Genomic DNA, 460 nt, shown 5'->3' on the forward strand with positions numbered 1-460 from the left:
ACTCTTGGACCGCTGCATGAAGCTGTTGGCTTCCTGCACCTCGGCCACGCTCTTGGGCTGGAAGCCGGCGGCCTTGGCAATCGCCTCGGACAGCGTGGTGTCGATCACCTTGTAACCCTTGGTGTCCTTGTACATGCCGCTGGCGGCCATGTCCGCGCCCTTGAACGCATTGCGCACGGCCGTGGGCGATACCTCCAACGCCGCGCCAGCAACGTCGCCCGTCAGCACCTTGCGCCCAGCAGTGAACCCGCGCATCACCAGATCACCGGCGGGGCCGGCCACCTCCAGCAGATCCCGCTCGCGGCTCTGCTTGGTCAACAGCAGGCCGGTGCCGGGCAGCAGGTTGCCCATGCCCAAGCGCCCGGAAACATCGATGGGCGCGCCTGGCAGGCCCGAGACACCTTGCTCCAGGAACTCGGCCAGCTCCTTGCCCACGATGCCCGCGAGGGCCTCCTTGCGC

1 protein-coding gene is annotated in these 460 nt (G+C 67.6%); it reads right to left on the reverse strand.

From position 1 onward, the window contains the following. Positions 1–460, reverse strand: a 460-nt coding sequence (locus L995_RS07745; RefSeq protein ID WP_197065116.1) for a PLxRFG domain-containing protein, incomplete at both ends; no start/stop codon positions are given.

Origin of the sequence: Delftia sp. ZNC0008, assembly GCF_000799035.1 — a bacterium.
GTDB classification, from domain to species: domain Bacteria; phylum Pseudomonadota; class Gammaproteobacteria; order Burkholderiales; family Burkholderiaceae_C; genus Comamonas; species Comamonas tsuruhatensis.